6 protein-coding genes and 1 riboswitch are annotated in these 9,445 nt (G+C 33.6%); of the genes, 3 read left to right on the forward strand and 3 right to left on the reverse strand.

From position 1 onward, the window contains the following. The first annotated feature begins 41 nt into the window (after positions 1 to 41). A complete protein-coding gene (locus tag KH286_RS02785; RefSeq protein WP_278457170.1) occupies positions 42 to 701 on the forward strand; it encodes an HAD family hydrolase in 660 nt (219 codons plus the stop codon). A 201-nt stretch (positions 702 to 902) separates the two neighbouring features. On the opposite strand, the gene KH286_RS02790 is transcribed toward KH286_RS02785, so the two are convergent. After that, entirely contained in the window at positions 903 to 1,499 is a 597-nt protein-coding gene (locus KH286_RS02790) for a hypothetical protein (RefSeq protein ID WP_227065242.1), read from the reverse strand. A gap of 252 nt (positions 1,500 to 1,751) precedes the next feature. Between KH286_RS02790 and KH286_RS09605 the strand changes: the two genes are divergently transcribed. Together KH286_RS09605 and KH286_RS02795 are read left to right on the forward strand one after the other, a co-directional pair. Next, positions 1,752 to 1,802, forward strand: coding sequence for a hypothetical protein (locus tag KH286_RS09605; protein ID WP_353511575.1), 51 nt, complete (start codon positions 1,752 to 1,754; stop codon positions 1,800 to 1,802). 269 nt (positions 1,803 to 2,071) lie between these two features. Continuing rightward, positions 2,072 to 2,159, forward strand: a riboswitch (ZMP/ZTP riboswitch). 88 nt (positions 2,160 to 2,247) lie between these two features. Then, a complete protein-coding gene (locus KH286_RS02795; RefSeq protein ID WP_101928389.1) occupies positions 2,248 to 3,459 on the forward strand; it encodes an L-lactate MFS transporter in 1,212 nt (403 codons plus the stop codon). A gap of 237 nt (positions 3,460 to 3,696) precedes the next feature. Here the strand turns inward: KH286_RS02795 and KH286_RS02800 are convergent, their stop codons facing one another. After that, a complete protein-coding gene (locus tag KH286_RS02800) occupies positions 3,697 to 7,035 on the reverse strand; it encodes an AAA domain-containing protein (protein WP_278617562.1) in 3,339 nt (1,112 codons plus the stop codon). A gap of 246 nt (positions 7,036 to 7,281) precedes the next feature. Continuing rightward, positions 7,282 to 8,733, reverse strand: a complete 1,452-nt coding sequence (locus tag KH286_RS02805; protein ID WP_278617563.1) for a reverse transcriptase domain-containing protein — start codon at positions 8,731 to 8,733, stop codon at positions 7,282 to 7,284. Positions 8,734 to 9,445: the final 712 nt, after the last annotated feature.

Genomic DNA, 9,445 nt, shown 5'->3' on the forward strand with positions numbered 1-9,445 from the left:
TCATATAATAGAATAGTTAATAATTACATTTGGAGGCCCCTATGAAATATACTACCATCGTTTTTGATTGCGACGGCACATTACTCAATACAGCTACAGATTTAGCCAACGCCGTAAATCATGTACTACGTACACATAACTTCCCTGAAAAATCTCTAGCAGAGGTAAAAGCAGCACTCGGTAATGCAGTAACAAATTTAATGCGTCAGTGTCTCCCAAGTACAGTAGCTGATCATGAATTAGAGCCATACATTGAGGAGTTCAAAGCTTACTATGGTGAGCATTTAAAAGACACAACAGCCCCTTACCCAGACATCCTAGATATGCTTGATGAATTGCGTGAGCAAGGTTATAAATTAGCCATCGTATCCAACAAAATCCAAGAAGGTGTAACACCGCTCAATAAAGAGTACTTTGGCGATCGTTTACCTGTTGCCATCGGTGAAAGACCAGGATTACAACGTAAACCTGCTCCAGACATGGTGTTACAAGCCTTGAAGGAATTAAACTCTCCCCCAGAAGAGTCTATCTATGTAGGTGACTCTGAAGTTGACGTAGCTACTGCAGAAAACTCCGGTCTACTTTGCATTGGTGTTACATGGGGCTTTAGAGAAGAATCTCTCCATCAAGAACTAGGCGTAACACATATTGCACGCAAAGCAGAAGATATTGTAAGCATTGTTGGAAACTTAAATAAATAATAATTTCCTTTAGGTAAAAGCATATTATAATAGTTTGAAAACTATATAAACTCTTGCACAATAAAAGAGGTTCCTAATGGTCACAAGTTGACTCATAGGAACCTCTTTTTAATTTACTTTTACTATACCCGTTCAGCTAAATATTACAGACTGACTAAATACATTAGGATAAACAAATATGGGCGTCTGATCAAATACACCTTATTTATAACTAAACCGCGCATCCATAATCATCTGGCGCAACTGCTCAATGCGAACACCATTTGGTAGCTTGTCTCTATAAAACTGCAACTTATAATAGTAACGAGTATCTTCATAATCAGTAACTAATACCATATCCGTCCTATTATGTAATGGCCAGCCATACATAAATTCGGCTAGTAAACTACGCACACCATCATTATCGACCTCTGTTACATCATACTTAATAGGCAATACCATCTTTGCAGTAGGTTCAGGAACCGTTCTATCTTTAACAATTTTTTCAATCTCATTATCTAAGGTCGCACTTGTATTATCAATAGTTCTAGCCTTCACATGCATGAAGACACCATCAGAGGTTCTAAAGGCTCTGCCATCTATATCTTTAGTTTCCCCTTTAGTCTCTACAGCATCCTTCAATACACGGAACTGATACGGTCCATAAAACTTGGTTGCTGTAATAGCATCTAATTCTTCATCATATTGGCCATTATGTACATTCGTAACATGTATGATAGGTCTTATATCCACTGCTTGTGAAAGCATTGGTGCTACAAAACATAAACCTAAAGTCAATAGCATAATATAACGTTTCATATGAGTTTCCCTCTCCCTAAAAACTATTATCTTATTTGTATTGTAACATAATTTATCTATCCTATAATAATAATTACAAAGCGAAAAAGGTTCCTATTGGTCACCTAGGTGACTATTAGGAACCTCTAATCTATTTACTTTTATTATCCACAACACTATATTGAACTTGAGGCCTCTAAATGGGTCCAGCCTTTGCTAATCTTCTAGAGATTGGCGGTGATCAATATGAGTACATTCAAAGTGTTATCACTCATGATTTCCTTTGGCATACTTGTAGCGACCATTATCATGGCAGCAAAGTGATTGACCTCTAGCTGAAAGCTAGCTTTCTAATCGTGGCATGAAAAAAGGCCCGACATAGAAGTCAGACCGTTTCTTCAAATATTTACTTTAGAAGCGAAGTCTGGCGTCGAAACCATTTATGCCTCACTTTGATATAAATTATATCATATTTAAATAATTAAAGGAATCTAAGGATTTCATTCTTTGTTTTCTTTTATAAATCCTCATAGTGCATATGATAGTGACTTATATCACCGACAAGATGTCCTTTTAATTGCTATATTTGTAATATATTCCTACTGGGCTGACGGATACGTAGAATTAACTACATGCACAGTAGCACACATCGTGTGATAGCCGACCGTCTGGGCAAGCTTTTGTTCAGATGGTCTTTTTTATTGCCTTCCCGTAACAAATGCTTCTTTATCTATATCTGAATATTCACCTATATGAAAGGAGTTTTCTTATGAGAAATCGTTGGTTTATTGCATTAGCAGCCATTGGTCTGCACATATCCATTGGTAGCGTATATGCATGGAGCGTACTCACACGTCCTATTATGGCAGATATGGGTTTTACTTTATCGCAAACAACATGGACATTCTCATTAGCCATTTTAATGCTCGGACTATCTGCGGGCTTTCTTGGATCCTTTGCAGAAAAAATTGGTCCTAAGAAAAGTGGACTTCTCGCTATGTTATTCTGGGTAACCGGATTATTGGGTACGGCCTATGCACTTAGCATACACAATCTTACCCTACTCTATCTCTTCTACGGCATCATCGGTGGCATTGGACTAGGCATTGGTTATATAACACCAGTTTCTACGCTCGTGAAATACTTTCCAAATCGCCCAGGATTTGCTACTGGTTTAGCTATTATGGGTTTTGGGTTTGCTTCTCTCATTGCAGGGCCTCTTATGCAATACCTTGTAGCTCAGGTTGGATTGGTAGATACTTTCATTATCCTCGGTGTAATCTATCTCGTAATTATGAGCGCCTCTTCGCTCTATTTGAAAGCACCTCAACCAAAACACCCAACTCGAACTACGAAAGATAAATCCGCCATGTACGTTCATACCCATGGCATGCTAGCCAATGATGCCATGAAAACTTGGCAATTCGGTGCCCTTTGGTGGGTATTCTTTATTAATATTACCTGTGGTATAGGCCTACTATCCTTAGCGTCTCCTATGGCGCAAGAAGCCATTGGTATGACACCTACAGCAGCTGCATCACTGGTTGGTATTATCGGTATTTTCAATGGTGGGGGGCGTATTGCATGGTCTACTATCTCCGATTACCTTGGGCGAGCACAAACTTACATACTATTCTTTATTATAGAAATCGTCGCATTCTATTTACTTGCCCAAACCAATAGCGCGCTAACATTTCAAATTTTAATCCTTCTCATTATCACATGCTATGGCGGTGGATTCGCCTGTATACCAGCATATCTTGCAGATCTCTACGGTATACGTCAACTTTCTACCATTCATGGTCGTATTCTAACTGCTTGGGGATTTGCGGGCATCGTTGGCCCTATGCTCGTATCATACTTTCACGAAGCAGGATATGGCTATACTACTGCTTTAGAATGTTTTGCGGCTCTGTTTGTTATAAATACAATTATTGCTATAGCCCTAAAATTATACGGCAAAAGAGAATTACACAACTAATAACTCCATTTAAACATGAAGAAACGGCCTGACATAATATCGGACCGTTTCTTCAACATTAAATTCTAGAAGCGAAGTCTGGCGACCAAACCATTTATGCCTCACTTTGATATAAATTATATCATATATAAACAGGGAAAGAAATCATATGATTGCTTTCCCTGTTTGTTTCTATAAATCTTCATTATTCAAAAGAATGGCAATATCTTATTCTCGTTACGCAACTCATGGATTTACTTAAAAATCCTCCAAAGTATATACAGGTAGGTATCTTTGTGCAAATGCAAGATTTTTATTGAGTTCTGCCCATTTCACCGCATCACCAATAACATAGATATATTCCCTTGCTCTTGTAAAAGCTACATTTACATTGTTAGCATTAACCCATTTTATAGCACCATTAGCAGAGTCATCACTTTGACAGCCTAACATATAAATAACGACTTTAGCTTCTTTACCTTGAAAGGTATGAACCGTACCGATATTATCATCTAACCAATCTTTCTTATTATCCTCTTTAGTCCAGTTCACAATATCATGACTAAGGGATGCCATATACTTTTTAAAACCATATGCCACACTGGTAAATGGTGTAATGATAAAAATATCTTTAAATTTGGTATTTCTTGCTCGTAACTTTTGTATCAGTTCAAAAGCAATTTGGCCTTGTACTTGTATATATCTATCTTTACCCATAGTAGATTCAATATTACTTGCATTATATGTTATCCAACAGCTCTCTTTACATAGCTCAATAGGCTCTTTAGGATTTATAGTCTTATTAATCATAAAACCACCATAAGATAACTCATTAGCGACTGTAAACATTGGATCTTTACAGCGTCTATGAATAACAAGTGGGCAACCGACCCAAGATTCGGACCCATCAAGATTTTTGATAATGCCTGCAAACGGATTTTGTGCATCAGCTAAACTTTGTACAGATAACTCTTTACTCCGATATTTTCCAATACCTTCGCCACCAATTTTTTCGACAAACAAATCCTGTACAGTTTGTACTGGTTCAATCTGTTTAGGATCACCAACTACTATTGCCTTTTGCGCACGGAATAATGCCCCTACAAGCATATGAGGTGACGCTTGTCCTGCTTCATCGATAATAATTGTACCTAACGAACTTTCAGATTTACAATTAATCAAAAATCTCTCCACAGCAGCAAAGGTGGAGGAAATAACAGGAACTGCAATCATCAATGAATTAATTAGTGCAGGAAAAATAATGTTAAGATCAAAGTTTTTCTGCAATTTTTTCCTATCACTTAATGAGCCCCAATACTGACTAAGTAATTGCATGTTTTTTCTGAAAGCATCATTCATAACTACAGTCTTTTGTAATTGTAAGGCATCATATAACAAACGTTCTCTACATTCATTCAAATAATTACACACATATAAGAAAGCTGTGTGTGCCTCCGCTCTATCCATATCAGCTGACATTAACTTTGACGATATATCATCAAAGCAATGTATAGAATCTTTAGTACTAATTTTTAATGTACCTAAAATATCTTGCTGTGTTTCTTCTATTTTTTGAAGAGTATTATCAAACCCTTTAATATCAGCTAATAGACCATCTTTCGTATTGATTATAGATTCACGCTCATTAACTAACTGATGTAATGTATCCAATTGCTGTTTAACATTTTGAAGCTCTGTAGTGTTTTCTTCAATAGCAGATAACAATGCAGGATTACTCATAGCTTTTAAAATAGACCAATTAGTAGCATTCCAAAGCTTATCAAAAATAGAGCGTTGATTATTATACTCTATTAATTTAGTCTCAATACTGTTTTTATGCTCTATCAACTTCAACAAATCATCATCTAATGTATCATATTTACTTAATTGTTCATTAATTGAAAGAACGTTTTCTTGTAACTGATTCGTTTTAAGATTCAACTCTTGAATCAATTTGATATTCTCTTCATATGCTGTTACATAATCAAATAATGTTTTTACAAGATTATATTGTGCCTGAAACTGTTTCTTGGTACTTTCAAAAGCATCTTGAGCACTAGGTACACACATAATAGAGGACATATCTGAGGACAATACATCTAATACTGGCATGAATGTGTTTATATTAGACTTCTTACCAAGTCTCGCAGAAATTAGGCCCCATTGTTCATTACTCTCTGCTAAACGATCCGCTAAAAAGGTAAAATATACCTCATTAGATTTTACAAATTGATACTTCTTATCCTCAGCAAAACAAGATAAATCAACCTGTTGTTCAGAGGAATCAGGATTAAATAATGTAGACCCATTAGTCCCCTCTTCCACAGAGGAAATATTCGGTAATTCTAATGTAATGTTTTCAACGGCCTTATTGTTTGATGAAAGCACCAGCATGCCATATACTGCAATATCACTAGGTATATCATAGTAAAAAGAGGTTCCATCCCTACCTATAACCTTTTTGAAGATATCATTTACTTGATTACTTTCACAAAACTTAGCAGCACGCTCTACAATATTGCTAGCAATTATATCTTTTAATAATGTTGTTTTTCCTGTACCTGGAGGTCCATTAACAGAAAAGATATCCTTAGGGTTCGCCTTAGCAATATTAACAGCAATTTGCTGCATAAATGACAAATTAAACTCAGACGGCCATCTACCATATGGTAACACCTTCGGATTATACCATTTACGCATCTTCTCAGTATCTTTCAACAAATCATAGTGCTCAATATCCTGATTAAGACTATTGATATAAGACAATACCTTATTATTATCCTTTAATGTATCGATGTGCTGTAAGACCAACTGTAAATCATCAAGGAAAAAGCTAGATTTTAAATCATTTACAGGCATTGTATCAGCTTTAACAAGCTGAATCTCCTCGGCCGTAAAGCCACAATAGCCATAAACATCACCGGCACGGAACATGGTAATGCCCATAGGCTCCAAGATATGCTTTTGTATATACACATTGATCACATATACAGCCTCATCAAGGGATATCTTTTCTTCAGGAAGATTAAAACCATCCTCGATTTTTTTAACAACTTCATCCCAGCCATCTAACTTAATATCTTTAAACTCCACATCAGGCTGAAACATCATTTGATGAACCACCCAAATAAACGGAGCAATTTGTAGACTACCCTCTTTATAGTATCCCTCTGCATCAACAATAAATGATGCACTATACACATTCCCTAAATATGGTTTTTCAGGATATTCAATTTCTAATTTATCAATGAAGGCCTCTAATACTTCAGTCCCTTTAACTACACATAACAGAACAGCATGTTCATCATCTAAAACATAGTTTTTTTCATCCTTAAAATATTTAATCTCATCAATAATAGAGTAATTATAATGATCATTTGGTAACGGTACTACATACGTAGAAACACGCGAATTTGTTCTTTTCCAATAAGGTTTTATTACAGACTGTTGATAAATAGTAATTGTATCATTTTTACTTTTAAATATGAGTTCTTTAATATACTTCTTAGGAATTGCTTTATACTTTGGAACTTCTTTCGGTTGTAAACACTCAAGTGAATACCAATACTTTATAATTTGCTTTGCAGTATCTCTCATCTATACCTACCCTCTCATTAGATTAATGAAAATATTATACAGGTAGAAGAAAGAGATTTCATGAAAATCAAAAAGGTTTCTAATAGTCATCTTGATGCCTATTAGAAACCTTTTATCTATTTACTTTTACTATAATTCCAATACCTTAAGCTCAAGCTCTATAAATTAGTCCAAATTTTACTACAAACTAAAAATAACACTAATAAGTATGACTACATACAAAATTCGTTAATTAATTATTTCCTGTTAAATATTGCTAATGTCATTCTTATATTTTTTATTCAAAAACTTTCTCAAATAATTAGCTGATTTTTTAGTAACAAGAGAAATATTTTCATCTTTAAAGAAAACTTTTTGAGCTTTATTAATATAGTCATGAAAATTTCCATTCTTATTTTCAATTAATTGTATATGTTTTTTGTGCTTAGAGCTTTTATATTTTCTCCTATACCATTTCGTCCCTTTGTACGTAAATCTATTAAATACTTTATATAACGGTATTATCTTTTTATGCTCAGAATCAATTGAGGTTATAGCTTTATTCTTCCGTGAGATTGCATGAGCCGATATAGCCATTTTACTAAAATATCGGGACAATGTTTTACTTCGTACGGATATACTCTGTCCATCATAAGAAAAGCCTAAATAATTAATCAAACAGCTCTTATGATTATCTAAATTACTATCTTCACTATATCTATTTGTAATATTTTCAATTTTATCACTACTTACTTTAAAAATTTGCCTTTTTTCATCTTTAAAGGTCAGTCCATGAACAGCTTTAACACAAGCCTTTAGTTCAGATAATATCGCCTCAATACTACAAGAAGAAGACGGAAATATAAAAATAAAATCATCACTATAACGTTGGTAAAATCCACCATTATCATTAGCTAAAATAGACAGCCTTTCATCAAATTTTATCATATAAATATTAGATAAAACTGCGCTTATAGGAGTACCCTGAGCAACACCTCTATCAACTTTATCAGTATGAATTTCTACCTTATTTTTTCCTAAATAATTAACATTTAAAATTCGTCCTTGATTAAAATTTTTCTTATTAACCAAACGGCGTGATTTTTTATTATCTTTTAATTTATGCCATTTTATTATATCTACTAATTCAACATATGATGCTCTTGTTACATTTTTGAAAACAGCAAATTCATCATTATCTAATCTTTTCTTATCTAAAACTATTTTTAGATTATTCTTTAAATATTCATGATCTAAGTTATCAAAAAAATCTGTGAAATCACCAATAATGACATATAATTCTTTATTATCTTCTTGTAGATTACGTATAAACGAAAATGCTTTGTTAGCAAAATCGATGTTATTCTGCCTCAAATTATTTCTATAAGCTACTGCAACTTCATTTAGATGTTTATTATCTAAAAATTGGTTATAAGACTCATTAAATTTGTAAGCATAATATCTGTAAATCCAGCTGTCAATATGTGAGGCATAAAATATATTCCTCTTTTTATCAAAATTTATTGAGGCTTTTCCTTTCTGTCTCACCCATTTAGGTTTTGGCATCTCAAAATGAATTAATGGGTAAAACCCATGTATCTTAATATTATCAGGATTTCTAATATATTTTTTTACTTTATCATAAGAAACCCATAAATCAAAGTGATTATATTTTCTATCTAAAATAGATACTCTATTTTCCCATTCTTGAAAATCCATAAAAAAGTCTCCCCAAATTGCAAAACCCGTAAACAAGCCTTAGTGGAATAGCCAAAGTTTACGGGTTAACAGTTTACACCATATGCAATTTCATTACATAATCGTCCGCCAAAATCAATAACAATATGTGATATAATTAAGGAGACACTAAACACCATATGCAGTTTCATTACATAATCGTCCACCAAAATCAATAACAATATGTGATATAATTAAGGAGACACTAAAGATGATACTTCAGCACCAACTTAATCACACTTTAATAATATCAAGTGTCGTTACCTGTGTATTACTATTAATAGCATGTGCTTATTATGTAAATCACAAGTACGGCAAACGAAATATATTATTTCGCTTGACATCATTAACAATGCTCCATTAAGGCCTAGTAAATAAATACATCCTTATGTATCTCTATTATACCTCAATCTTATAAAAAAATATATAAGATACTATTCCTGTTTTATTAGCGATGCTAAACTGATTAAATATGTCTATATAAATGATAACAAAATCACATTAGTAACAATAACATTTATACTCCATAGTTACCTAACTCTTATTATTTATAAAGATTGTCCATACATTTTATAAGCAATATTATATACATACCTGGGAACAGCGTAAGTTGATTGATATTGCTAAAACTTTTATTGGATTAGTTACGACAATGACGGAAAACTATAGAGATAGTGGTACTTTACTTATTCGG

Source organism: Veillonella parvula, from assembly GCF_018378075.1.
Lineage (GTDB): Bacteria > Bacillota > Negativicutes > Veillonellales > Veillonellaceae > Veillonella > Veillonella parvula_K.